The sequence below is a fragment of the Streptococcus oralis genome (assembly GCF_001578945.1).
Classification (GTDB): Bacteria; Bacillota; Bacilli; order Lactobacillales; family Streptococcaceae; genus Streptococcus; species Streptococcus oralis_Q.
In genome coordinates this window covers 1-426 of the sequence record NZ_KQ969621.1, presented here as the reverse complement: position 1 = coordinate 426, position 426 = coordinate 1, and the positions used below count along the sequence as shown (strand labels likewise).

1 pseudogene is annotated in these 426 nt (G+C 37.6%); it reads left to right on the top strand.

Annotated elements, in window-relative coordinates:
• Positions 1-109 precede the first annotated feature (109 nt).
• A pseudogene (locus SORDD16_RS10090) lies at positions 110-426 on the top strand (class A sortase); the annotation flags it as partial.

The window sequence follows — 426 nt, the reverse complement described above, 5'->3', positions numbered from 1 at the left end:
GAGTTAAAGTGATGCGTTTAGATCAAGATGCCAAGATTGTGACCTTTACAACGGTTGATGCGGTAGAAAAAGAAGTTAGGACAGAAAACGAAACAGAGAGTGAAGTATAATGTCTGAAAAAGATACTAAAAAGAAGAGAAAGAAATCTAGAAATCTGCTGACTAACATCCTAGCAGTGTTTCTCATCCTCTTATCCTTAGTCTTGATTTTTAATTCAAAGATTCGAGACATATTTATGGTTTGGAATACCAATAAATACCAAGTCAGTCAGGTTACTAAGGAAGAGCTTGAGGAGAATAAAGAGACAGAGGGGAATTTTGATTTTGATTCAGTTAAATCTATTTCATCTGAGGCTGTTTTAGTTGCCCAGTGGGACGCTCAGCAACTTCCAGTTATCGGAGGGATAGCCATTCCTGAAGTAGGGAT